Annotated in this window: 26 protein-coding genes and 2 pseudogenes; 10 read left to right on the plus strand and 18 right to left on the minus strand. The window is 40.4% G+C overall.

Annotation, left to right across the window (positions count from 1 at the left end):
* The first annotated feature begins 101 nt into the window (after positions 1–101).
* Complete coding sequence (locus QUD05_RS00125) at positions 102–590, plus strand: hypothetical protein (RefSeq protein WP_289794412.1); 489 nt, start codon at positions 102–104, stop codon at positions 588–590.
* Positions 591–674: 84 nt separating this feature from the next.
* Positions 675–2016: pseudogene (locus QUD05_RS00130) on the plus strand (transposase).
* Here QUD05_RS00130 and QUD05_RS00135 read toward each other — a convergent pair.
* The 3 genes and pseudogenes from QUD05_RS00135 to QUD05_RS00145 all read right to left on the minus strand — a co-directional run.
* Positions 1991–2443, minus strand: a pseudogene (locus tag QUD05_RS00135) (transposase); the annotation flags it as partial. The pseudogenes QUD05_RS00130 and QUD05_RS00135 sit on opposite strands and share 26 nt — an antisense overlap.
* A 71-nt stretch (positions 2444–2514) precedes the next feature.
* A complete protein-coding gene (locus tag QUD05_RS00140; RefSeq protein WP_289794549.1) occupies positions 2515–3909 on the minus strand; it encodes an IS110 family RNA-guided transposase in 1395 nt (464 codons plus the stop codon).
* Positions 3910–4378: 469 nt separating this feature from the next.
* A complete protein-coding gene (locus tag QUD05_RS00145) occupies positions 4379–5251 on the minus strand; it encodes an IS630 family transposase (RefSeq protein WP_289794413.1) in 873 nt (290 codons plus the stop codon).
* 191 nt (positions 5252–5442) lie between these two features.
* Between QUD05_RS00145 and QUD05_RS34260 the strand changes: the two genes are divergently transcribed.
* Positions 5443–5751 carry a Y-family DNA polymerase gene (locus QUD05_RS34260; protein WP_289794550.1) on the plus strand — a complete coding sequence of 103 codons (309 nt, stop codon included), beginning with the start codon at positions 5443–5445 and terminating at the stop codon, positions 5749–5751.
* Here QUD05_RS34260 and QUD05_RS00155 read toward each other — a convergent pair.
* Complete coding sequence (locus tag QUD05_RS00155; protein WP_289794414.1) at positions 5722–5925, minus strand: ribbon-helix-helix domain-containing protein; 204 nt, start codon at positions 5923–5925, stop codon at positions 5722–5724. The genes QUD05_RS34260 and QUD05_RS00155 overlap by 30 nt on opposite strands.
* A 670-nt stretch (positions 5926–6595) precedes the next feature.
* On the minus strand, positions 6596–6781 hold the full coding sequence (locus QUD05_RS00160) for a hypothetical protein (RefSeq protein ID WP_289794415.1): 186 nt from the start codon (positions 6779–6781) through the stop codon (positions 6596–6598).
* Between the two features lie 638 nt (positions 6782–7419).
* Between QUD05_RS00160 and QUD05_RS00165 the strand changes: the two genes are divergently transcribed.
* Positions 7420–7587, plus strand: a complete 168-nt coding sequence (locus QUD05_RS00165) for a hypothetical protein (RefSeq protein WP_289794416.1) — start codon at positions 7420–7422, stop codon at positions 7585–7587.
* Here the strand turns inward: QUD05_RS00165 and QUD05_RS00170 are convergent.
* The 7 genes from QUD05_RS00170 to QUD05_RS00200 all read right to left on the minus strand — a co-directional run bounded on the left by QUD05_RS00170 (position 7584) and on the right by QUD05_RS00200 (position 13767).
* Positions 7584–8822: a DNA cytosine methyltransferase gene (locus QUD05_RS00170; protein WP_289794417.1), complete on the minus strand. Its 1239-nt coding sequence runs from the start codon at positions 8820–8822 to the stop codon at positions 7584–7586. The genes QUD05_RS00165 and QUD05_RS00170 overlap by 4 nt on opposite strands.
* Positions 8819–9211: an ASCH domain-containing protein gene (locus QUD05_RS00175; protein WP_289794418.1), complete on the minus strand. Its 393-nt coding sequence runs from the start codon at positions 9209–9211 to the stop codon at positions 8819–8821. The genes QUD05_RS00170 and QUD05_RS00175 overlap by 4 nt, the downstream gene beginning before the upstream one ends.
* A 5-nt stretch (positions 9212–9216) precedes the next feature.
* Positions 9217–9597 (minus strand): hypothetical protein, encoded by a 381-nt coding sequence (locus QUD05_RS00180; RefSeq protein ID WP_289794419.1) that lies wholly within the window; start codon positions 9595–9597, stop codon positions 9217–9219.
* Between the two features lie 51 nt (positions 9598–9648).
* On the minus strand, positions 9649–11013 hold the full coding sequence (dnaB, locus tag QUD05_RS00185; RefSeq protein WP_289794420.1) for a replicative DNA helicase: 1365 nt from the start codon (positions 11011–11013) through the stop codon (positions 9649–9651).
* A gap of 53 nt (positions 11014–11066) precedes the next feature.
* Complete coding sequence (locus QUD05_RS00190; protein WP_289794421.1) at positions 11067–12401, minus strand: helix-turn-helix domain-containing protein; 1335 nt, start codon at positions 12399–12401, stop codon at positions 11067–11069.
* 63 nt (positions 12402–12464) lie between these two features.
* The gene (locus QUD05_RS00195; RefSeq protein WP_289794422.1) at positions 12465–13271 is read right to left on the minus strand and encodes a DUF5131 family protein; all 807 of its coding nucleotides are present in this window, start codon (positions 13269–13271) and stop codon (positions 12465–12467) included.
* Between the two features lie 130 nt (positions 13272–13401).
* Positions 13402–13767 (minus strand): four helix bundle protein, encoded by a 366-nt coding sequence (locus QUD05_RS00200; protein WP_289794423.1) that lies wholly within the window; start codon positions 13765–13767, stop codon positions 13402–13404.
* An 85-nt stretch (positions 13768–13852) separates the two neighbouring features.
* On the opposite strand from QUD05_RS00200, the gene QUD05_RS00205 reads away from it, so the two are divergent.
* A complete protein-coding gene (locus QUD05_RS00205; protein ID WP_354666103.1) occupies positions 13853–14266 on the plus strand; it encodes a hypothetical protein in 414 nt (137 codons plus the stop codon).
* A 114-nt stretch (positions 14267–14380) separates the two neighbouring features.
* On the opposite strand, the gene QUD05_RS00210 is transcribed toward QUD05_RS00205, so the two are convergent.
* Genes QUD05_RS00210 through QUD05_RS00225 form a run of 4 tightly spaced genes read right to left on the minus strand, consistent with a single transcriptional unit; the run spans position 14381 to position 19667 of the window.
* Positions 14381–14554, minus strand: coding sequence for a hypothetical protein (locus QUD05_RS00210; RefSeq protein WP_289794424.1), 174 nt, complete (start codon positions 14552–14554; stop codon positions 14381–14383).
* A gap of 37 nt (positions 14555–14591) precedes the next feature.
* The gene (locus QUD05_RS00215) at positions 14592–15959 is read right to left on the minus strand and encodes a TniQ family protein (protein ID WP_289794425.1); all 1368 of its coding nucleotides are present in this window, start codon (positions 15957–15959) and stop codon (positions 14592–14594) included.
* Positions 15949–17091 carry an AAA family ATPase gene (locus tag QUD05_RS00220; RefSeq protein ID WP_289794426.1) on the minus strand — a complete coding sequence of 381 codons (1143 nt, stop codon included), beginning with the start codon at positions 17089–17091 and terminating at the stop codon, positions 15949–15951. Before QUD05_RS00220 ends, QUD05_RS00215 begins: the two co-directional genes overlap by 11 nt.
* The gene (locus tag QUD05_RS00225) at positions 17085–19667 is read right to left on the minus strand and encodes a TnsB C-terminal domain-containing protein (protein WP_289794427.1); all 2583 of its coding nucleotides are present in this window, start codon (positions 19665–19667) and stop codon (positions 17085–17087) included. The genes QUD05_RS00220 and QUD05_RS00225 overlap by 7 nt, the downstream gene beginning before the upstream one ends.
* Positions 19668–19929: 262 nt before the next feature.
* Between QUD05_RS00225 and QUD05_RS00230 the strand changes: the two genes are divergently transcribed.
* The 3 genes from QUD05_RS00230 to QUD05_RS00240 all read left to right on the plus strand — a co-directional run bounded on the left by QUD05_RS00230 (position 19930) and on the right by QUD05_RS00240 (position 21350).
* Positions 19930–20421, plus strand: a complete 492-nt coding sequence (locus tag QUD05_RS00230) for a hypothetical protein (RefSeq protein WP_289794428.1) — start codon at positions 19930–19932, stop codon at positions 20419–20421.
* Positions 20422–20505: 84 nt separating this feature from the next.
* Positions 20506–20892, plus strand: a complete 387-nt coding sequence (locus QUD05_RS00235) for a hypothetical protein (protein WP_289794429.1) — start codon at positions 20506–20508, stop codon at positions 20890–20892.
* 170 nt (positions 20893–21062) lie between these two features.
* Entirely contained in the window at positions 21063–21350 is a 288-nt protein-coding gene (locus QUD05_RS00240; RefSeq protein ID WP_289794430.1) for a hypothetical protein, read from the plus strand.
* 132 nt (positions 21351–21482) lie between these two features.
* Here QUD05_RS00240 and QUD05_RS00245 read toward each other — a convergent pair whose 3' ends face one another.
* Positions 21483–21860, minus strand: coding sequence for a hypothetical protein (locus tag QUD05_RS00245; protein WP_289794431.1), 378 nt, complete (start codon positions 21858–21860; stop codon positions 21483–21485).
* Between the two features lie 94 nt (positions 21861–21954).
* Positions 21955–22242 (minus strand): hypothetical protein, encoded by a 288-nt coding sequence (locus QUD05_RS00250; protein WP_289794432.1) that lies wholly within the window; start codon positions 22240–22242, stop codon positions 21955–21957.
* Positions 22243–22540: 298 nt separating this feature from the next.
* Here QUD05_RS00250 and rpaB point away from each other — a divergent pair, with 298 nt between their 5' ends.
* Complete coding sequence (gene rpaB, locus QUD05_RS00255; RefSeq protein WP_289794433.1) at positions 22541–23314, plus strand: response regulator transcription factor RpaB; 774 nt, start codon at positions 22541–22543, stop codon at positions 23312–23314.
* An 8-nt stretch (positions 23315–23322) separates the two neighbouring features.
* The gene (locus tag QUD05_RS00260) at positions 23323–24003 is read left to right on the plus strand and encodes an SDR family oxidoreductase (protein ID WP_289794434.1); all 681 of its coding nucleotides are present in this window, start codon (positions 23323–23325) and stop codon (positions 24001–24003) included.

Here is a 24003-nt window from a genome sequence, read left to right on the forward strand (position 1 = left end):
GACATAAAATACGATTAAAACTTCTCCCCAAAAGGTAGCTGGCATCTCGCTTAGTTCTAGCTGATATAATAAAATTATTCAGCTAGAACTATAGAAAAACTATGCCGACGAAAATATGTGGACTCGGCTTTGACTGCGCTAGTATGATGCTGCAACCAGGACTACTAGATTCTGGAGAATGCCTGAATTACAAAACCTGTGGTTCAGCGATGAAATTGAGTCCAGACGAGGAGATCGAACTAATTCGCGTGCGCCTTCTTGAGCAGGAGCGCTTCAGAGAAACCTTTAGAATTACACGTCGCCAGGCTGCAATCATGATGTTGATGGCCAGGGGATGCCCTCAAACTGCCCACTCTTTGGGTGTAACCGAGAGAATGGATGCGATCGCCTCCCTTGTGGAACAGTTACATTCGCAATTGAATAATAAAGAAGGGCAATACATTGCTCCGACTGGCTGCGAAGTACACCACTACAGTGTGAAACGTCCAAGTGGTGTTTATGGTTACAAGAAGTTGACAGCAAGAGAACCAATATTTGAACCCTCTATTGAGAAGCAACTCGTCAAGGTTATTCATCTGACAATACCTTAGCCAAAATAAGAGGATGAGGAGAGAGGGCCGATGTAGTAGAGTTATTGTCTCTCACAACGACAACTCAAAAACTACAATCAGCCCATGTCCGATATCTTATCACTGCTACAATGCTTGCTACCGCAGATAAACGCTACGACGATGCGGCAATTGAACCAGATAATCCTGGCTATGTTAGCGATGAGCGGACGAGTCACGATGTTGGGAATTTCCCGTTGGGCAGGCATTGGTGGTAGTTATCGGACGATGTTGCGGTTTTTTCATACAGTAATACCTTGGGCTACATTGTTTTGGCTATTTTTCCGCAAGCATTTGTTCCGTGCGAATGAGGTATATTTGCTTGCAGGAGATGAAGTTGTAGTCAGTAAATCGGGTAAAAAGACTTATGGATTAGATAGATTCTTTTCTAGCCTAGCCAATAAACCGATATCAGGATTATCTTTCTTTGTATTATCATTAGTGAGTGTTGAACAGAGGCACTCGTTTCCGATTCAGATAGAACAGGTAATAAAGAAAGATACTCAAACAAAAAGTACCTCGACAATCGAAAAACCAAACAAAAAAAGAAAAGCGTGGGCGTGGACGACCAAAAGGAAGTAAAAACAAAAATAAAAAGGAAGTGATATTAACATCTGAATTAATACTAATTCAGAAAATGATTGGTTCACTATTCAAGTTATTAGCTAACTCTATTTCCCTCACCTACTTGGTAGTAGATGGTCATTTTGGTAACAACAATGCTTTGCAGATGGCACGTCTTGTCAACTTGCAGATAATTTCCAAATTGCGCCATGATTCAGCATTATACTTCCCTTATGAAAATCCTGACTCCAGTAAGCGCTCTCGTCGTAAATACGGTGATAAGCTAGACTATCGTAATATACCTGACAAATACTTATGTAAAAGTGCTATTGAGGATGATATTCAAACTGATATTTATCAAGCCACTCTTATTCACAAAGAATTTGCCCAAGCTCTCAATGTAGTGATTTTGGTCAAAACCAATCTTAAAACTAATGCTTGCAGCCATGTAATTATTTTTTCTAGCGACCTAACTCTGTCATTTGAAAAAATTATCGACTATTACAAACTCCGTTTCCAAATCGAGTTTAATTTTAGGGATGCCAAGCAGTTTTGGGGATTGGAAGATTTTATGAACCTGAGCCAAACTGCCGTGACTAATGCTTCTAATTTAGCATTTTTTATGGTCAATTTATCCCACCATCTTCTCGCTGATTTCCAGCAACTCAATCCCGGTTCTGGCATTATTGACCTTAAGGCTTACCATCGTGGTTTTCGATATGTTCGTGAAATGTTAAAAATGCTTCCCGAAATCCCTGAGCCTATTTTATTAACCCAGATTTTTGCCAAGCTTACTTCTTTAGGACGTATTCATCCCGTTTCCACTGGCGTTGAACCCTCGTAAATTGGCAGAGGTATTGTTCTACTACCCAACGTTTGGGCAGAACTTGAAATTCTTGTTCAGTACGGCGTATAACTTCAACGTGAGCTTGGATCATCAGCCAAACACAAAGTGCTTTCTTTACACCGTCATAACCGGAATCAACCCACATGACTTTAACTTTTTCCAGCAATTCTGGGCGCTCCTCTAACAGTTCCATATATGCGTAAGCCGCAAGTATTCTTTCTGGAGCATTGGCTTCACTGACAACGACCTTCAACAAAAGTCCCAGGCTATCAACCAAAGTCTGTCGCTTTCTTCCTTTTACCTTTTTGCATCCGTCAAAACCATACACATCCCCTTTTTTTGGTCGNGTCAAGACCGACTGGCTGTCTGCGGCGATGCCTACGGCGAGCTTTGCTAACGCCGTAGGTTGTGTTGATTTACCTAGGGGACTTCCAAGAAATAAATTACTCAGCAAAAATCATAAATTCACATCTAAAAGATAATGATATCCCTCTCCTAAGAAACCGTATTTGCTTCGGGCTGAGGAACAAGCTCAAAACCTAAAGCTAGAGCCTTTTTTTGGAGGTTATTGATAACCCGTTCTTGGTAACGTTGCTCATAATAATCCATGCCAATATCTTGATAGTTACCTCCAGATGTCCAAAGTCGATAGAAAATTCGTGCCAGCTTATGAGCAGTAGCAGTGATAGCTTTGGGCGTACCAAGGCGAGAACGTAAGCGACGATAAAAAGCACCCAAGGCAGAATTGCTCTTGCCAGCTGTTTGTGCCGCCATTCGGAAAGCATTGGCAGCAGAGTTAACCACCAAGCGAGTTTGAGAACTTTTCACTTTACCCCCAGTGATGCGATTGCAAGGGCAAAGACCAAGCCAGGAAGTAAAGTTTTTAACAGTTGGGAATCGGGTAGGATCTAAACCAACCTCAGAAATAATGGTTTGTACGGTAAGGATACCAAGACCATTAATGGCAGTAAAATCCACGCCACTAATTCGGTAAAGATGGGTACGTAAATCAAAAGCGGGTTCATTGCCTTGAGGTTTATTGCGAGGGTGCTTTGGTTGCGGAAGCGGAGATTCATCGAGATTAACTTTGTCACTAAATTGAGCCAAGCACTCCTGTATTTGGCGATCGCAAGCGGCTATCTGAGCTTGATAGACATCATAAAGTTGTAGTTCCTGTTGAAGTACAAAAATATGCTCATTGCGATAATCACCATTTAAAGCAGCAGCAATTTCTGTTTCAGAGCGTTTAGTACGGTGATGTCTTTTCGCTGCCAAAATTTGTGGGTCTGTTTCTCCAGCAACAATTGCTCGAATAATTGCCATCCCAGTAGTACCAGTGATATCGCTAACCACCTTATGCAGTTGCACGTTCATCTGGGTTAAAGCTTTTTGCATCCGTTGAATATGAACACAAGCACTTTTGATAAGACTATCCCGGTGGCGGATATAACTCCGTAGAACACAAATCTGGTCTTCCGGGCGAAAAGAACCAGACAATAATCCATAACTATGCAACTGTTGCAACCATTGACAGTCTAAAATATCAGTTTTACGTCCAGGTAAAGTTTTAACGTGATGGGCGTTGACAAGTTTGACTTCAAAGCCTCTTGTCTCCAAGATTTGAAACAATGCAATCCAATACACCCCTGTTGATTCCATTGCTACAGTTTCTACTCGACAAAGAGCTAGCCAATCAGCAAGAGCATACAAGTCAGCAGTGTAACAGCCAAAACGTCTGACACACTCGGAAGCTCTATCCTTTGGAACACTCACCCAGTGGAATTCTGAACCGATATCAATACCTGCTGCATTTGGGTTGATAGGTCTTAAATCGGAAGTGTCATTCGTACTTGGTCGATGTAAATGGGATTTGGACTTTGGTGTTTTCATCATCAAAGGCTTCCTCACGAATGCGGAGTCATACTAGCAATTGGAGGTGTGCCCTGAGCTGGGTTGACGGATGAATACAGTCTCCTAAGCGGGATAATGGCTGCTGCCATTTCACCAATGTCATAACCGTCTCAACCCAGAACCAAGCTTCTGTACGGGCGACGAAGCACCATTGGGGGATCGGTCTTAACTCTCAGGACACAATAAGAGTGTAGTTTTTTTCGTGCATCTTTTTTTGTTTCTTCCATCCATAACGGAAGCCAGCGCGTCCGTAAACAGCTTCTGTCACTTTCCATAAATAAAAATCTAGAATCATTGCCACATAAGGGTTTCAGTCTAAAGCAATGATAATGTTTATCATATTAGAAAATAAAGTCACAAACCCAGTCACAGTCAAAGTTTTAAACATTGCTTTTGATTTTTGTTTCCGGAGAGTGACAAAAGCGGGATATAGCAACGGACAAGGCTATTAGGACGCTGGGCGAAGTACATCTTCCATAGCATTCCGAAGACAGTCAAATTGAATTAGTTGTTTACGAATTCGGCTTTTTAAGCATGACCAACAATGCTCAATTTTATTAAGATCAGGTGAATAGGATGGCAAGTATTTTAAGTGACAGTCTGCCGATTCAATTAATTCTTGAATACGTCCGCCGGAAGGAAATGTGGCGTTATCTGCAATCACTATTTGTCCAGGTTTTAACGATGGTATTAAACAAGTTTCTCTTCCTCTTTCAAAGACAGTTCGCTTACAAGCACCCTCTACAGTAAATGGAGCGAATAATTTCCCATTACAACAGGCAGCAATCATATTAACCCGTCCTTGTCTCCTGCCACTTTTAAGTGCATGAAATCGCTGACCTAATTCAAANNNACCATAGCCATAATCTTCTCTATTATCCATTCCAGCTTCATCTATATAGACTATTGACTCTGGTTTGTACATCGCTATTTCTTCTCTAAATTCTTGTCGTTTAACTTCATCTCGTTCTTGATAACCATAAGTTTTTTTTCGAGTGAACCCAATTTTCTTTAAGGCTCTTGATATTGTGCGCTCGCTAATTTCTACCGACCATAATTTGGCCATATCTACTTGAGTTTTATCCCCATTAACCTCGACAAATTTTTGAAATTTTTCCCAGTCGGTAATTTTATACCCATTACAAGAGTGTTTATTCGGTAACGCTTGGGTTACTCCCGTGCTGGCTTTTCGTTCAAGCCAAAGGTTGATTGTATTTCGACTGATTTGAAAAACTCCCTCCGCTTCACTCTTGTTCATCCCGTCTAACTCAATTGCCTGAATTACCTTCTGACGTAAGTCGTAACTGTAGGGTTTTGGCATGATCTGTTTTTGTGCTGAAGGCTTCAAAAGTATCCAGTATTACTTTACTCATAGATTATACTGTTTGTCCTAACTACCTTGGCGATTGCTATACTTCTTTGAAAATGCTGTGAAAAACGAGACTGCTTGTGGTGGAGCTACGCTTGGGACAAGAATCTGTCGCTAGAACTAGGAAAATAATTCACGTAGATATGGACGCTTTTTACGCATCGGTAGAGCAGAGGGACAACCCTAACTACCGAGGAAAACCGTTAGTAGTCGATGGCAGTCCGAATCAGCGAGGCGTAGTTGCAGCCGCCAGTTATGAAGCCAGAAAAATGTTTGTTCCAATCAGTGAGTTGGATACGATTTTTGAATTAGCCAAAGCACTGTTTGAATCAATTGACTTGGAAAACCGCAGTATTAGATTGCTGGGGATTTCGTTATCTAACCTTGATAACGCCAAACAAACCCAAGTGATTCAATTGCCATTATTTCAGAATGGGAACATCATATTTTAGGGTAGGTATAGTCTGTTCAGACGCTGACAACTCGGTTATGGAGAGAGAGCGAATTAACTCCCGAATCACATCAGTTGCAGGTCTACCTGTACTTGTACAATATTTTTCAAGTTTTTCGCTTTCAGCAGATGCGAGATTTATTGTGATTCGTTTGATAGCCCATTTTTTGTTCATAACTTGCAATATTTATCAAATTTAATGAATTATTTAGACTTGAAACGCCAAGTGCAATACTTAACAAATATATAGATGTTAACTACAGCATACTTGCCGTAAAACCATTTTTAGCACATCTCTTCTCAGAGTATTTACTTGTAGCCCAAAACTTCACTGATAAATCATTTATATGAACTTTAGAACATTTGAAAGGAGCTTGTATTTTTGGTAAATATTGTTAAGTAAAGCGCAATTGGAGTGAGCCTTGCAAGAGGCGTATAATCAGCAAGCATTGCCGATTAAATTTAGTAAACCTTATCTTAATACAATTGCATCTAATATTCATTTGCTCTTTACCCAAAGGTGAAATTGATTAACTACTCTGGATATAGACTTTCATTCAAGCACTATATTTAACTCTATAACTTAACGAAACCTTAAGCAAGCTAGAAAATTTTCTAGCTTGCTTAAGGTTTAATAATTTTGGTTCTTCAGTATCTGTTATGTCAAATTATTAATTAGATATCAAAATTAGGCTAGACAATAAAGCTCAAAACCCCGAATCAGCGCTCCCACCCCAGAAATAACTAGTAAATAATGTTGATTTTTCTTGCCTATTAAGAGTTTTATAGCTTTTTTGAAGGTAATTTAGGATGATATATTAATTTTTATTCAGTCAGAGCTTAATTTACTCACAGAAATCATCAACCCTCAACTCTCGCCACACATCAGACGGTTGCCACCCGGAGTTACCCACAGAGCGTAAGGGACGATAATGTTCACAGATGTATTCAGATTCGCAAACGTAGTCTTCAATGTATACAGGTGGATTTGGTTCAATCACTGGTTCAGGAATATTTTGGCTCTCAGGCATCTCAATGGGTTCAGTCGGTGGTAGGGTTACTTCTGTTTCCTTGCGAACTGGGTTAGAGGTTTTTTTGATAGTCGTTTCATATTTATAGGAATCATTCGGCTCTCCGCAAAGAATGGATATCCCAGAATACAGGAAGTTATCAGGGAATCTGAAACATTTTGCCGAAAGTTCGTCTCTTCTAGGATGATCGCTGTAGGCAATATTTACAGTACTTATACAGAGGTATAAATATTGGCTAAATTATAAACTGAATGCGGGTAAAAGATGATTATAGTAAATTTATATACTCTATTGATGTGAATAACTCGGTAGAGTATTTTTGTGAGAATCACTGCCCTTCGTAAAAGGGTTTTTTACAGCCTGCAATTGTTGCAAGAGGTATCTTGGACTGTGGAAGAATAATTGCAATAGTAAGATGAAGCGTCAACGATATTTGAAATTCTTAATTTTGGTTTCTAGAGATAAGCATTTGTTCAGGAATAACCAGAGGCAACCCCTTACCTGGATACAACTATTTGTTTCCTTTTGACTTACACACAGTTATAATAATCCCCTTGATCAGCAGCTATTATAGCAAATCAAACTACTCTTCTTATTGAGCGACAGTTTATAATATTCTCTAAAGATAATTAAGAAAAATGATTAAGCCTAAAAATGTGTATCGCGGATACTTAATGGAAAAAGTTGGTCACGGTAAAAGAGCGGTATTTAAAACCACTATCAACGAAAAGGAATGGTCTGCCGTGACTGAATTAGAGGTAAAAACAGCAATTGATGCTTGGATTGATGAAGGAGTAGAGCCTTAGCTATTGCCTACATAGCTATAACTTTGTGCCGACATGAATAATTGAGTCGCAAAACTGGGAGGCACAGAATAGCCGATAATCGACCCCGCCGTAGCAGTCTCAGGCGGGAACTCATACCAAGACGGAAAACCTTGTAAAATGGCTGCACCTTGAATTGACAAAGATTTAACTATTCCATCAGGCAACCAAATATCAGCGAACTTACTACGGTTGCAGCCCTTGTGATCGGTGAAGTGCGATCGCAAGATAGTGTTGCAAGGTAGATGCCCAGGTTTGTACTTAGACTGTGAACGTCCCCCAACTCTTTGTATTAGCAGTGGTGTTGGTGGATTTCCGGCTAAAAATTCCTCCAAAGCTTGTTGCTGTTTGGGCAGCAGGTGTGAATCAGCCATTGCGGGGATGAGATGGGCGATCGCTGAGTACCAACCGATAGGTTTNATCTCTGTGGGTAGGGCAACCTGAAAACCCTTGCTTGCAACCAGAACTAACCGTCGCCGCGCCTGGGGCAACCCAAAGTCAGCCATGTTGACCATGCTGTAATCGACCGAGTACCCCTCTTGCTCCAAAGCTGACAGGATAATACTGAAACTCTGACTGTTCTGATAACGCGGCACATTCTCCAGCGTAAACACCCGTGGTTGCAACTGTCGAATAGCTTCTGCTACTGCGATCGCTGCGGTCAAGTCGTCAGCCGTTTCCCCACCCTTACCCGCTTTAGCTGTATGGGCTTGACTGAAGTTGGCGCACACCGGAGAGGCGTGGAGATAATCGGGGCGGCGGGGAAAACCTATGAATCCTGACTGTACTACTTCTTGTACTGTTAGTTGGACGACTCTACACCCGTATTCGCTGAAGTTGTGGTGATGAGTTTTGGCGATCGCCCTGCTCAAGTCTGGTTTTGTGGGGTCGAACTCCACCGCAATGACTGGACGAATCCCGGCTTGCACCATCCCGGCTTCAATTTTACCGCCCCCAGCGAACAGTACTATGGCGATCGGTGCATCATCTGGCAAAACTGGTTTTAATTTTGTGTCATCAAAATTTTTGCAAACATCTAATTTTGGTGATGTCTTTTTGGATTTCGCTCTCTTGATAAAGGTTGACCCATCAAGTAACTTTTTATTTTTGAGGTACGGATATAAACATCCAACCGATTCGCATTGTGAGTCTTTAACCCCTTTCTCTAAGAATTTTTCGGGTATTGCAGATAACTCAAATATTACTGATTTAGTCATGCAGCCACCTCTATGACCAAATCATCTGGCACTTCAAAAATCCCCAACCGCCCAATGTAAGGAATCGGTGTAATCTCTCGCGGATTCTCCAGCTTCCAGTGGTATTGCTCAGGCATCCCCCAGCCAGACGCAACTGGTGAAAACTTGCAATCAACTATTGTGACAATGCCAATAACTTGACCGCGACGTAGAGAGATTAAATCTGGGATTACTACCTCCATGCTTTGACAAAATTCTCTTGCTAGCTGGTACTCTTTCTTGGTACAAGTCTTGGCTGCATGAATCAGAATATCGCCGCGATAATTGATAGGCCAGCCACGGTTTTCTATGTTTTTGAGAGCATAAATGATTGCCCATGCCCAAGGCTGACGGACTGAAAGTGCTTTCATGGGTTTTAAAACTCCAGCAATTGAACGTAAGCGTCTAATGCCGCAAGTGCCGGATGTGGATGTATTTGCGACTTCAGCCCATTGCAGATTGTGGCGATAGTTCCAAGCTCTATGAAAGTGAAATGAATATTGGACTGACGGTTAGAACAGCGATGTAAAACTGTTAGAAGAACAAAATTCAACTGTCTGAGAATTACATCTTCAGCTACATCAAGTCGCCAAGTAAGATTTTCGGAAGTAACCGAACGCCAGGGGTTATCGAAAGAACACTTTTCAACTTTGGGCAGCACTTTTACCTTAAACCTGTAATCCCTGTCAGTGGTAGAGCATTCATCAGGGGCAAGAGCCGCCCATTGTTGTAAAAGCTGTTGGTAAGTTTCAATCATTCTCAGTTCCCTATCTTGCGTAAAAGACAATGTTTATCCTCCAGTAGAGCCTTAAAAACTACGACCACGAGATAAATTCTTGAATCTGGTAAACTGATGGTCAAATAAAAGCTTGACTGTACCAGTAGGTCCATTGCGTTGCTTGCGAACAACTAACTCAGCAATGCCACGATCTGGGGTATCGGGGTTGTACATTTCTTCGCGGTAAAGCATGATTACAACATCACTGTCTTGCTCAACAGCACCACTGTCTTTTAAATCACTTAGTACAGGGCGTTTATCGTTACGGTGTTCAACTTCGCGGTTGAGTTGGGACAAAGCCAGTACAGGCACATCCAAATCTTTGGCTAATCTTTTTAATCCTCGGCTGATTTCACCGACTCGTTGAGCCATGTTCACCCGTGAATCAGTATCAAGAGCCATTAGTTGTAAGTAGTCAATGATCACAAGCCCAACACCACCGTAATGGGATGAAATTCGGCGGACTTGGCTACGGATTTGATTAAGAGAAGGGCAAGATTCGTCGTTGATGAAAATCTGTTGTTCGCTTAATTCTGCGATCGCCACGCTTAAAGGTTGCCACTGGCTGTCAGAGACATTCCCAGTTTCCAAGAAGTTATTTTCAATGCCAGATTCACTGCTCAAGAATCGCTGTACGTACTCATCAGTAGACATTTCCAAGCTGAAAACGCAGATAGGCATCTTCCCAGTTTTGGCAACATTGAGAGCAAGATTACCAGCCAAAGCGGATTTACCAACAGAAGGACGAGCAGCTAGTACATACAACCGTCCTTTGCGAAAACCACCGCCGAGTATACTGTCCAGGTCATAAAATCCACTGCTTGCTGCTGGTGATCCCTTACCAGTATGACGTGCTTCAATTTCGGTAAAAGTGTCGGCTAGGGCATGAGAAATATGAACCAAGTCAGAGGCAGAATGCTCAGACTTAATGCAGTAGACTTTTTGTTCGGCTTCGTCGAGAATTACAGGTAAATCAGTTTCGGTGGCATAGCCGAGTTGAACAATCTCAGTGCCAGCAAGGATTAACTGCCGCCTTTGGTATTTTTCCATTACCAAGTCAGCTAAAACATCGATGTTCACAGCTGACACAGTACAGCCAACCAGACTGGCCAGTTTATTGCGTCCACCGATACGGAACAATAAACCATTATCAGACAACCAGTTGGTAATGCAAAGCAAGTCTGTTGGTAATCCTTGGCTGTACAGTCGTAGGGCTGCTTGGTAAATGTCTTTGTGGGCATTGATGTAAAAAGCATCTCTTACCAAGCGATCGCTGATTCGGCTCATGGCACTTGGGTCGAGCATGATGCCACCGAGTATCACTTCTTCAGCCTCAATGCTTTGTGGGGGTAAACGGTCTTGTTGGGATGTGAAGTTTGTTTTGTCTTGTGCCATAGTTCACCTCATTTGAAAATTTTGATTTCTAGAAAATCTAGATTCCATATTGCTCACGCAGCTTGCGGATGTAAGTACACATACATTTGAGGATGTGTAAGTTTTAACCAATCTAACCATTTGAGCGTTGCACCTGGATCTTGTTGGTCATAACGGCTGCTGAAAGAAGCGATCGCTTTGTCTTTACCAACTTCATCCATGCGGTCTAGAAGTTCAGAGAATGTGGCTTTATGCCAATCAAGAGAACGATTTGAGTAGTAACCGATGGGTTGGTCATTGGCTTTTGATTGTTCAGTTTGTGGCGTAGATAATTCAAGAACTTTTGACCAATAAACCAACAGTTCTTCTAAACCAGCTTTACTCACCTCCAAATTGCTGATTGATTTGATCACAGTGGGGACTTTTTGCTGCCAATTAACCTTGTCCCACTCGGCTCTCTCCTTGGCGATTAACTCCACCAAACGCCGATCACAGGTTTGGTAAATCTTGTCTCTGCAAGAAGTGCGCCAAGGGAAACGCCAAGAACGGAGCTTGATTTCATTTCTGTAAACTGCGGGTAAAGGCTCAGATGCTAAGATGCCGGGGTCAAGCAAGATGTGATTGAGCAAATCATCAATCGACTGAAATCTTGGTTTGCTTGGTTTCTTGTTCGCTTGTTCGTTTTTATCGAACAAACCCGCCGCAATAGTAGGTCTACATGAGGGAATGTCTGTTTGATGCAAAGTCTCGGATTGATTTGACAACGAAGTGAGAGATTCGGGAATTGGTTCTTCCTGGTTTGATTGTGAAGACGAAGATTCGGGAATTGGTTCTTCTTCCTGGTTTGGTTGTAAATCCAAGTTAGTTTCTTCACACACACACTCGTTTTTTGGGGGTACTGCACTTAGTGTGAATTCCTTAGTAGATGGGATTACCTTAATGGGAATACCTTTGTGGGTCAAAATTGACCCCACCCCCCATGCAGAATTGATCTCCCCACTGGGTGCAAAATTGACCCCACCCCCCGTGCAATTTTGACTGGGGTTAATTTTGACTGGGGTTTCTTTTGTTGTCTTGATTTGTGAACGAAGTAATTGAATTTGGTCAGGAGAAACCCACAAAGAAGGTGAAGTGGGAGTATAAATGTTAGTAGTTCCAATACGTTCTTGTATTTCAATCATTCCGGCGGCTAGTAAAAGCTTGATAGCATTTTTGGCAGTTTTGAGAGCGATGTAACAATGTTTAGCCATCTTCGGAATAGACTCAAAGCAACCGCTTACACCCGCTCTTCTTTGGATATGCGCGTACAGCCGGAATTCTGATGATTCAAGTGGATAATCATCAAAAAAACCGGGAATGAAGACTTCAAAAGCTGTCCGATTATTAAGCTGATTTTCTGCTAAAGTCATAATGATATACCTAATAAAAATTGCCTTCCCTCGAAAGTCTCTTAACAATCGAGGGATTTGTTTCTAATCACAAGTGAAGTTGGGAAATTCCCGAATTTGTATCTGTTGGGGAAATTCAGCAAGTTCGCCGCCTTTGGCGTGTTTTGTTTTAAAAGGTTGCTGATTCAAATAAATATTTGACCCCAATTGCTTGACAAATACAGGCGTTTTTGACTCGTTGCACTGTTTGACGAGAGACTCGACCCATTCGATATGGCATGGTCTAGAGTCTGTCCCTGATTCACCACCGATAATAAGCCACTGGACATCATTCAAATATTGGCTAATATCGCCCAAATCTTTTAGTAATGGCTCAACTGACCAAAACCGAATAATAGCTGGAATTTGGGCAAGGAATTGACTACGTTCTTCAAGAGTGCGACGGTTTTCTATAGAAGTTCCAACCCAAATATTAGAAGGTAATTCCTCTAGCCCATGATTAGAAAGCCATTCATCTACAGATGACAACATAATTTCTGGGCGTTTGGTAAGGATTTGAAATGTTTGCTTTGGTGCTACGAACATTCCGTCTAATATTTCATGTTGCCAAAAACGCGGAACCCACTCACCAAAAACATCGGTCATTGAAGAAACGAAATGCTTTTTAGGTTTCCTTTGAAAGCCCCATTTCCGAATAGCTTCTGTATCAAGTGTTAGTTCTGGTGGTTGCCCAGAGTAGGGTAGTTTGTTTCCACCGAAGAAAGAATTTTGATTCAGTTTTTCGCTATAGCAATTTTTACACCCCTCTGAGATTTTTTGACACCACCAACCGCCGACTTTGACACGGATGATATTATCTGTTTGGTCTGTCCATTCTATGTTTGTTGGCATAAACACCTCTGCAATTTGAAATTAGACAATACATTTGAAAATGGCTAATAAAACACCTCTTACTGAATACGATTCTCCTTGGAAGCAAATACTACTCAACAATTCAAAACTCAAAATTCAAAATTCAAAATTATCTAGAGTTATTCTGCTTAGTTTTGACTACTATTGCCGCAATTATTTTGATAAGTTCTTCGCTTTCTTGGAGCAGTGATGACAATTTTAATGGTTCAATTATTTCTGTAGTTATCATAATCCTCAACCAATATCTTGTTTCTCTAGCTTCTTTCAGAGCAATTTCTAGCTTATGGACAAAATCAGCTTTGCTTTGAGCAGATTGAGATTCTTCAACATTTGCACCTATAGAAGTACCAGACCTGATTAACTGTTTATATAAAACTCGTCCTACTCCCGGCTTTTCATCCAAAACTTTGCATAGGTTAACTATTCTGACAGCAAAGTTAAATGTTCTATCTGTAATATCTTTTTGTTGATTCATTGCTTTGTATCTCCTCTGCGTTAATTGTGATGTCTTTGTATCCTAAATTGATAAACTACTCTTCTTCAATTTTGAATTTTGAATTTTGAATTTTGAATTGTTTCATCAGTTTGGGTACGATTTGTTTGGTTGTACGGTTGATTTTCAGTTTCCTGTAATCAAGCTGCTAGACTATCAACAAAGGTTGTCGGAGCTAGAAGCCAGTCGTAACCCCTTTGCTACGGTGGTAATGGCTCACTTGGCAGCAGTGCAAACCCGCAGTAATAGGTCGCAAAGGAAACAATCAAAACTGAATTTAGTGCGTCGGTTGTATGAGCAAGGATTTGAACGCGAGGCTGTTGTTAACCTTTTGGCTTTTATTGACTGGATGTTGACGCTACCATTAGATTTAGAGCGAGAATTTCAACGGGAAGTAGAACAATTAGAGGCAGAACAACGTATGCAGTACGTGACATCATTTGAGCGAATTGCCCGAATGGAAGAATTGGTAGAAGTGTGATTTGAACGATAATTTAGCCAAACGGTCACGAAATACTTCAGAAGCATGTGACTTAAAGGAAAAGATTGCCGGAAATTAAAGGATAAGCTTGCCGAACTCTGATTCAGACTGGCTTTAAGAATTTTCAACTGAACGTCGAGCTTCCCAAAAAGCATCTACGACTTCCTTTTTCCATAAAGCAGAGGGTTTAGCCATAAACTGACGAATATTTTTAAGTGTAGGATTAATACCCTGAGCATAAAGTTGTGGAACAATTTGTTGAACTTCCAAACAACCTTGTTGAATCACTTCCAAGCGACGCAATAAACGGTAATGTTTGTATCCCTCAACAATAATTTGGCAAAGAGTCTGGGCAATAGAGGTAGAAAGTAGCTAAACCAATATGATGACATCTGGCTACTTCGCTGAGGGACGGTGGAGGAGAAAGGTTATTGTCAATAACCCCCTGTAAAAGCTCTCGGATATGCTGCTGACGTTTTAAAGTTGCATAATCAGTAGCTCTTTGCTTAATAGCAGTGGCTAAAGATTTTGAAATATGAGTTAAAGGGCTGTAACTTTTATATCCAAGACGATAAGCTAACTGGGTAAGAGTTGGGGGAGGTTCTTCAAATAATGCTTGTTGCATTGCTGCTCTTGTAGCTTCAATGTCTGGTTTACTGCTATAAGTAACAGAAGATTTTCTTCGGCGTTGGCTAGTTTTGGAAGCTAAAATAGATAGTTTATCAAGAGTTACGGGATTAACCTTGGCTTGGAGAAAATCAGCAACAGAAGTAGAGAGTGTGTAACAGATTTTCAGCAACTCAGAAATAATAGGAATTGTTGAACCTTGATGCCAATGAAGAAATTTATAACGATTGACTCCCAAGAAACGACCTAAAGCTGAAATATTACCATTGGTTAATTGATTAGCATAAAGCTTCATAGCTTTATTAATACTATCTCTTGGAGGTATAGAGTTAAATAAAACAGCTTTTGAAAGCAATTCTCCTAAAGCACTAGCAACCCAAATCTCCCATTCAAGAGATTGAGCTATATCTGGACAATGCTGTAGAACAGAAGGATAATGTCCACCCAACCAAGCATCACATTTTAAGCAAAACCCTGGACGAGTCGTCTGCCAAAGAGGTACAAATTTTTGATGACACTGAGGACAAATAGATTGCAAAGGTCGATGATGCTCCAAACAAATGTTGACAGATTCAAGCGACCATAATAAAGGAGAGTAAATCACTTTTGAGCTATCACGCCATTCTTGATAACACTGAGGACACCATGCAAAATCAGCCCTAAGTAAATCTTGAGATGGCAAAACTTCTGCCCAAGTCAGCAGTGTTAAAAACTCCAAATCATCGCGCAGAGTAAGTTGATTCAAAGCGGCTACGAATTGCTTGGCTTTTACAGAAGTTCCATTTAAAGACTTAATATAATATTGTCCATATACTTTCACTAAACTAGGGTAATAATACTGTTGTATATCATCTGATTTAGAGAATTTTTTTTGAATTTCAGCAGCGATTAAAGTTCCGACAGCCACACTATGAGCTTCGGCTAAACGAGCAACGTAGCTAGTTATACTCTCCACATAAGGCGTTCCGATTCCTATCGGTTCAAGATGGAATAAAGAACTACGCGGTGGAATCTTAGGGCGTTCTAAGTCCCATAATTCATCAGTTTGGTTAACATCAACTTTCATTATCTTGTGTCCCTACTGGATCTCGTTTTGGTTTTCGTTTCCCAACACGTCCTTTCTTAAGAGAAGCTCCCTGTACTACATCAGGAGTAACAGAAGTAGTTAAATTTCCTATGAAGTAATAACTACTAGATTCTTGCTTGAGGCGTAATTGACCCTGCTCTGATTCTTGAAAAATCTGGTTAATTCGTCCTTGGCTGAAAGCTCCCTGCTCCAAATGTTTAATAGTTAACGTTGCTGCATCTTCTTCATAAGCAAATCGCAATGAACGAGTTAACCAATTTTTAAGAATTCCTACACAACCGACTGAACCAGAAAATAGATATTCGTAATAATTTTCTAAATAAGGTTCTTCTTCTAAGGGAAGATGCTTCTCCAATGTTCTAATAACTCTAATAAATTCAGTAACATCTTCAGCCTCATCAAGTTGGTAAGGAGTTAAATGAATATCTTCACTACGTCTTCCTACTTGTCCATTGAGAGTTGAACAATTAAGAAGCTCATAAGTTCCAAATAAGATATGTACTGTTCCCGTCAGATTCGCAATTGATTTAATCCAATTCATTTGATGCAGCATTTGGTGTCCACCGGACATCATTAACAAATGTTGAGCTTCATCTACTAGGAAACATCTTAACTGGCGATACCGAAACACCTTCTCCATTGCTCGTCGCAAAGTAGGTACGTCTTTACGATTGGATTGATTAATCAATCCTAAATCTTTGTTATCAGTCCAAGAGAGTTTATAATTAGACTTATACTCGATTAAAACCTCATTGAGAGATTCTAAAGCCCGAATATAGTAATCCTTATGACTAAAATTTCCTCGTTCGGCTGGAATAGCTTCAACGCTAGCGACAGCAATTTTACCAGGGTTTACTTGTAATTCCGGGAGAAATCGTTCCAATAAGAGTTTCTCTAGGCGCAGTCGCAAGGTAGTTTTACCCACGCCAGTTACACCAAAAACTAAAAATACTAGGGTATCCGCAGGTTCAAGAATATTAATTAATAGCCTGTCCAAAGCTTCTTTAAGTTTGCGGTGGGGAACTGTAATGCTTTTGAAGTAACAAGTCTTATCTTCACTAGATTTATTTAGGAGTTCTTGCGTAAATGCTCGTGCATTAGTATTTACCATAACTCCTCATTCGTATATGGATTAATTGTATTAAAATCTATTTTTTGTTCTAACCTTTTTTCTGACTTCAGATTGCTTTTAGCAAGTTTCTTAACTTTTTGTGATTGATTTATTTTCTGCTCTTCACCTGTTGGCTGAGTTATTCTGCCTTCAATAATCGAGCGAACGTCAAGACCTGCTAAATCATGTAATCGTTGTTCTAATATTGCTTCTTTTGCTTCTGCTTCTTCAAGGTAAGCTGCTCTTTCCTTAGCTGTTAAATTGATTCTTTTACTAGATTTCTGTCGAGTGCGACGTAATTCAACTGTGGCTAATTTAACTTCTCGCTCTGAACGATTCTGGAAAAATTTATAATATTGGGAAATACAGCGAATCCACTGCCCTTTGACATAAGCATAAGCTGTTCCCATATCAAAGGGGTCATAACGCACTGGGACATCTGTTCCTTCTATTTCTGGTTGGATAAACGAATCATCTATTGACCAATAGTAAAGGTAATTGATTTTGATTCCACGGGATGGTTGCACCTTGGCTGTTCCTTTAGGAGTAGATGGTAGAGTAAATATTTTAAAGTTCTCGTCATAAATAATTTCTTGCATCTTTCTTTGTCCACTTTTCTCTATTCCTTCTGTGAAGGCTTGATGCGGACTTTTCCCCAGAGTTGGATGTTCCTTATTATCGTAAAATTCATAACTGTAAATGCAAAAGAAAGCATACAGTTCATCTAATGTCCAAACTGCTTGTTTTTTCGGATTATTTGATTTAGTTACTAAACGAACTTGTTTGGTTATTTGCGTGTTTCCTTGAAGATTATGAAAAAATTCTGTATTGGTTGTACCAAAAAGACGTTCAATCACTGACCCAAATCGAGCTTTAGCTGGCGGACGTTGTTTTTTAGTGCAGCCAAAGGCAGCTAAAAGTGTTTCAAAATAGATGCTACTGAACTCAGCTCCACCATCGACAACAATCGTCTCAGGTAGGCGTGAATATCTCTGCACACAAATTCGCAGCACCATCATAATTGAGCGGTAGCTTGGTTCGTCAAAGGTTAAATAGACCGCTAAAATTCTTCTACTGTAAGCATCCATCAGCAAAGTAGCCCAAGGTCTGCCTAGATTACGCCCTGTACGGGAGCAGACTAATTCCACATCTACCTGTGTATGGTCAATGTGAGCGATTTCCCAGGGACGATCTCCATGAGGCGGAGTGGTTAAGTCTAATTCCCAGTAGAAGGCTGATTGCTGATAAGCTGCACGAGAACCAAGCCGTTTTTTAGTTTGTTCATAACCGGAACGTTGCTTGATTCTGTTGCAGAAAGTCACATAGCTTGGTAGTTCCTCTGGATTTTTGGTTTTTTCCCATTCGTGTTTCAAGACTCCGTAAACTGCCATTTTCCCTTTTTGTTTGAGCGTTTCGTAGTGGTCAGCAATAATTTTGTCAATGAAGTCCTGCGTCTGTTGTGATATTTTTGGTTTTCTATTACCTTTGCTTGCATGATTATCGAGCAGCCCAATATATCCCCAGTTATATTTCTTTTGAGCCAGGATAAATTTAGCTTTCCAATAACGAATAGTACGCTCAGATATAGTAGCGTTATCTGTTGGTTTACCTGCTGCTTGTTGAGTAATAATTTGATAGCGATGGTTTGCTTGTGCTAAATCACATGGGCTGGCTTTTAAATAGCGTTCTATTGCTTCTGGGTGGATAGAAGATGTAAAAGTTGTGGATGTTTGGTTACTAATTACTGCAAAAAGCGAGTTCTCTTCGGTGATTTTTTGCTCTAATAACCAGCGATTGTAAGCATCAGCTGCTGCTTGATCAACAAATAAATGTACTCTCTCTGGTTCAGTTAAATAAGCAACACTCAAGTCAGTATAAATTTCCCCATTAGCTATTAAGGCATTCACCTCATCTGATGTCGCCTTTAAGGTTTGAATCAGGTCAGAGTAGGTTATTCCTGGTGTCAGGGCAACCTGCTCTCTAATGCGGTTCGCAACTTCCACATTTATTTGATAAGTTTTGATGGTGTAGGCTTTGAGAAATTGACGATTTCTGTACTTGACCCAATTGATTTCCTTATCAGTACGGAGGCGGTAATACAGACCTAATTGTTCAACGACTTCCGCTACTGGTGGACTTAGCCATCCCACATCTATTGAAAAAACATAGCGTTCTGGTTGCTTGATTGCTAGTTTTTCTAATCGAACAGAGGACTTCCATTCTTCAAAACCTGCACTCGATTTTCGGATGACAAAAAAATCTGGAACATGAGTCACTGTTACCATTCTGCCATTTTTGGCTTTGACTTTTAGGCTAAGACGGTAGGGTTGATCATAGTATTCTAAAACATCATTGTCTTGCTCATATTCTTCGCTTGCTGGTAATTCCACTTTATGGGACTCGAACTGAATTGTTCTGCCCATTTTCATACTGGAGTAACTGCCAACAACGTTGATTCCATTGCTTCTGACTCGCCGCACAGGTTCTGATGACCGAATTTGCTCAATCACAGAACGCGCTTGTCCTGATATTTTGAGGCGGCGACACCAATTCTCAAACTCTTGTGCGTTGAGCATTTTTACTTAAAAAAGTGGCTTGGACTCACGGCAGACTTTGACTTAAATTCTTTGGACTGGTGGCAACTTTATCATTTAACTCGAGTCCAACACCTACTTGGCACAAATCGTAATAATCAGGCTTTCAGGCTTGGTGCGGCAAGCTTATCCTTTAATTTTCGGCAATCTTTTCCTTTAAGTCACACTGCGGCAAACTTATGGTTTCAAAAATGGCAAACTTATGGTTACAGTCACATACTGCGGCAAACTTATGGTTTCAAAAATGGCAAACTTATGGTTACAGTCACAAGAACGTGTAGAAGTTGCCTTATCACCAGCTGTATCTCCAGTTGAGGATTACCAGGAAGTTTGCGATCGTTACTTGGCATCGTTGCGCTTGGGGAAGGTTGCACCTGAATACAAACGTGCAAACTATCATATTAAGGCATTCATTCAAGAGTTACAGCTGGCGCGATTGTCAGCGACTCCAACTCTTAAGAAGATGAACGCCGAAGCATTGCGGTTGTTGCGTCAAGAGTTTAAAGACAATTGGCTGAGATTTTTTGAAGCAATCTCAATCGAGCCAGGATATTTTCTGACTTTTGAAGAATTATTACAAGCTTTAGAGCGAGAAATGGCTGTACCGTATGGGGATTTAGAATCTCATGAAAAAGATTTCCTTCATGGTTGGGATGAGGTTTATAGCAAGGCTTGTCTTGAGGCTGATCGGCGAAAACATGGGATAAGTCCTAATTTAAACTGGTTTGAGCAGTAGTAGGTGTACTCATGTATGAGTTAGCAACAAAACAATTGAACAATAAAGTGTCTAAATATCAAAACAAAGGGATAAAAATCAAAAATGAATATCAAGAGCGAAAATCCTGCTGGTTTTAAAAATTGGTCAAAGCAAGTTGCATATTGGCAATGTATTCCTCCAATAATTTCGATTGATATTGATCGAGAACGTAGTTGCGTGTGGTTTAATGTTGGTGGCGAAAATCGTCCTCTTGTTAAGTATCAGATTTTTTCTAATATGGGTGGTTGCGAAAGTGGGCATGAGGATAATCCTGCTGCTAATCCATCAGCTTTTTCACTAGAAGAAGCAACATATTTGTATAACCAACTTATTACTGGCAAGATGAATAATGAAGTCAAGTCAATTTTGATTACTGTTGCACTTGCTAAAAAACATGAAAACAATCATCAAAATAAAATTGGTATTGTTCAATCGACTATCAAACTTTAATTTCTCTCAACAACTGCTGGATCGACTACTGTAGCGTCCAAGAGCAGGACAATCTCGCTGCGATCTAAATAAAAAATACCATTCTCACAAAAAAAAAATGACATTACACGCGATCGCTGTTGTGGGTTAATCTAGGACTGGTAGCAAATATTGGTAAAAGAGAAAATTTAATGCTTTCAGGAACCATTCAACCCTACAGTGAAAGACAGACCGTTTTACAAACCAATAACGGTGATTTTCTCATTCCTGGGCAAGAAATTCACCGCTTGGGTTTGTGGCGAATGCAACGCTTGGGTCTGTTGTGGGGTCAAAAGGCAACTGCCCAAGCCGACCAATCGCTTACAAATGATATTCAATATGAAGGAATTATTGGAATTATCAAGTTTAATACGTTGCAACTTGATAACTTATCAGCACTTATTGAAGCAAGCAATTACAGCACCAGACATAATTATTAATCAGCTTGTCGAAAAGGAACAGATATCTGCTTTGCTTTTACCTTCGGCTGCTAGTCAATGCCGCGCAAGAAGTTGAAGAGGGCAGAAACCAGAGGACAGTTGGTAGCAATGAATTTGTTAAAAAAGTAGGAACTAATTTGAAATATTAATAACTTTTGGCTCAATTACTGTACCGTCCAGAAGCAAAACGATCTCACTGCGATCTAAATAACAAATATGCTGATCAATTACTGGGACAAACACAATATGCCAATACCATAGAAATGGCTTTGGATGAGGTTGCAGAGATTGAATCGAGGCAGCTATACATATATAAGAGTTGAATTGAGGTCGGTTTCGATAAGCTTCAGCCCGACCAATTTGAATAGCGTCGCTCATTGATAAAGGCACTGCTGATAATTCAGGATTCCAGGTAGAAACTTTTTTTAAAAGTGAGAGGGACACCTCGAAGTAAAGCTTCTCTTCTTCTGTACTGCAAATTAGCAGAGTAATTATTATATTTTCAAGCATCAAAGCAAATTGTAGATTATCTTAGATTCAACCAATACGATTGAAAGGGGCGTAGGGGATATAGATATATGAACGAATTGTAATCATAGAGAGTCTATCCACAAAAATCATCAACGCGTAGATCCCGCCAGACATCAGAAACCTGCCAGCCGGAATTGCCCACAGATTGTACTGGAGGATTATCAAGCAATGGAATATAGTCAGGAACTCTAGGCTCAGGAGTGATTACTGGTTTATCCTCAACCACAGGGGCAGTAGAATTGACAGTATTAGCTTGAAGAAGTTGGTCTTCAGCGTCTTGGATTTCCCTCATTTCCTTCAAAGTTAGCTTGTCGGATTTTTTGATGATCTTCTTGGTATGTATCTCATTAGAAGTATTCATTGGCTTTTCTCTCGAAGGCATTGGCTTAAAATTTGTCTGAGTAAAGTTGGGAGAAGTTAGGTATAAATAATTTGCACAGAATTAACAAGGTACACCAAATCGATGGAAAATACGAGTCCCTAATTGTAAGAATTTACCAATTGTGTACAAATCTGTTTTCGGGTAGATGCCCCAGCATAATCTGTTGCACAGATGCAAGTATTAAGCGTAGGCGTAGCTCGCCGCAGGCATCGCTTCTTGATCGTGACTGTAGTTCAAGACTGTTTTGCGTTTTTGACTCCTAATAAGCAGATAATGGATGGTTAAGAGTTCTCGCTCATTAGGAACAGCGTTAAGAAACTTATCAGGTGAGAAAGGCACAATCTTAGTAGTAGATGACGAAGCCAGCATTCGCCGAATTTTACAGACGCGGTTAGAAATGATTGGCTACAGCGTAGTTACAGCTAGTGATGGTGAAGAAGCTTTGTCAGCTTTTCGCCTGTTGACCCCTGATTTAATAGTTCTGGATGTAATGATGCCAAAGCTAGATGGCTACGGTGTATGTCTTGAATTACGGAAACAATCAGATGTGCCAATCATTATGCTTACAGCCTTGGCAGATGTAGCAGATCGGATCACTGGGCTGGAATTAGGGGCTGATGATTATATGGCGAAGCCTTTCTCACCCAAGGAATTAGAAGCTCGGATTGCCTGCGTACTAAAACGGCGCTCCCACAAAACCAGTATCAATACTATTCCTAACTCTCTTATAATCCATGTGGGCAATCTCAAAATCGATACAAGTAGGCGGCAAGTTCATAAAAATGAGCAACGCATTCGATTGACAGGTGTGGAGTTTAGCTTATTAGAGTTATTAGTTAATCATTCGGGAAAGATTTTTTCAAGGGTTGAAATATTACAGCAATTGTGGGGTTTTGTACCAGAGATGAATACAGACACCCGTGTGGTAGATGTGCATATTTCACGATTGCGGACAAAGGTAGAATCCGATCCCAATAACCCAGAATTAATTATTACAGCAAGAGGTAGCGGTTATTTTTTCCCACGAATTATTGATTTAGAGCAGGAATAAAAAAAAATATGAGTATGCTCATCCTAATTACAGGCATAAGTAAAGGTCTAGGTTATGCGATGACCGAGGGTTTTATTCAACAGGGGCATACTGTTATTGGTTGCGCCCGTTCATCAGATGTTATTGATAAAATACGCCAAAAGTTTAGTGCTACCAACGATTTCACATCTGTAGATGTAGCAAATGAACAGCTTGTAAAAAAATGGGCACTCTTCGTACTTCAAAAATATTCACCGCCAGATATAGTAATTAATAATGCGGCAATTACCAATTATCCAGCGCCTTTGTGGGAAATACCATCTGAAGAATTTTCGGATCTAATAGATATCAATATCAAAGGAGTAGCGAATATAATTCGCCATTTCGTACCAGCAATGGTGAAAAACAAACGGGGCATTATTGTCAACTTTAGTTCTGGCTGGGGACGTTCGACTTCACCCCAAGTTGCACCATACTGCGCTTCTAAGTGGGCAATAGAAGGATTAACTCGTTCTTTGGCACAAGAATTGCCGAATGGTATGGCAGCTATACCCCTTAATCCAGGGATTATTCATACAGATATGCTCTCTATTAGTTTTGGAGAAGAAGCTGCTAATTATACACCCGTGTCCGATTGGGTATTGAAAGCTGTGCCATTTATTCTCAATTTAAAACCCAAAGATAACGGGATTCCCTTGACCATTTCATGA

It is taken from the genome of Nostoc sp. GT001, from assembly GCF_030382115.1.
Lineage (GTDB): Bacteria > Cyanobacteriota > Cyanobacteriia > Cyanobacteriales > Nostocaceae > Nostoc.